This window comes from Pseudoalteromonas sp. S3785 (genome assembly GCF_005887365.1).
Lineage (GTDB): Bacteria > Pseudomonadota > Gammaproteobacteria > Enterobacterales > Alteromonadaceae > Pseudoalteromonas.
The window spans coordinates 1-335 of sequence record NZ_PNCT01000151.1 but is presented as its reverse complement, the minus strand read 5'-3'; the positions used below and the strand labels follow the sequence as shown (position 1 = coordinate 335).

The window sequence follows — 335 nt, the reverse complement described above, 5'->3', positions numbered from 1 at the left end:
AAAGCGCTGCTTCAGATAGCTGCACAGAGCGGGTAACGTGGCCTGAAGTAACTTCAACATACGTGTATAACTGACTAAATCAGGAAAATAATGTCGCCAATACTGACAAACAAATTTGGTGTAGTAAGTTTTAAAATCGCGATAACCTGATTGATGAAAAGCAATTAATATAGTCATCACTTCGCTAGAGGATAGTCGAGATGGCTTAATGCGTTGCTTTTCACCTGATTCGATTAGGTGTTTAAGCCTTTTATGTGCAAACAATAAACAAAAATCATCGACAGCAACTGAATTTTCATCTAAGTTATTCTTGCGAGTGCTACGGTACTCTTATC

Annotated in this window: 1 pseudogene; it reads right to left on the bottom strand. The window is 37.9% G+C overall.

Annotated elements, in window-relative coordinates:
- Positions 1-264: pseudogene (locus tag CWC17_RS19475) on the bottom strand (IS982 family transposase); the annotation flags it as partial.
- Positions 265-335 lie beyond the last annotated feature (71 nt).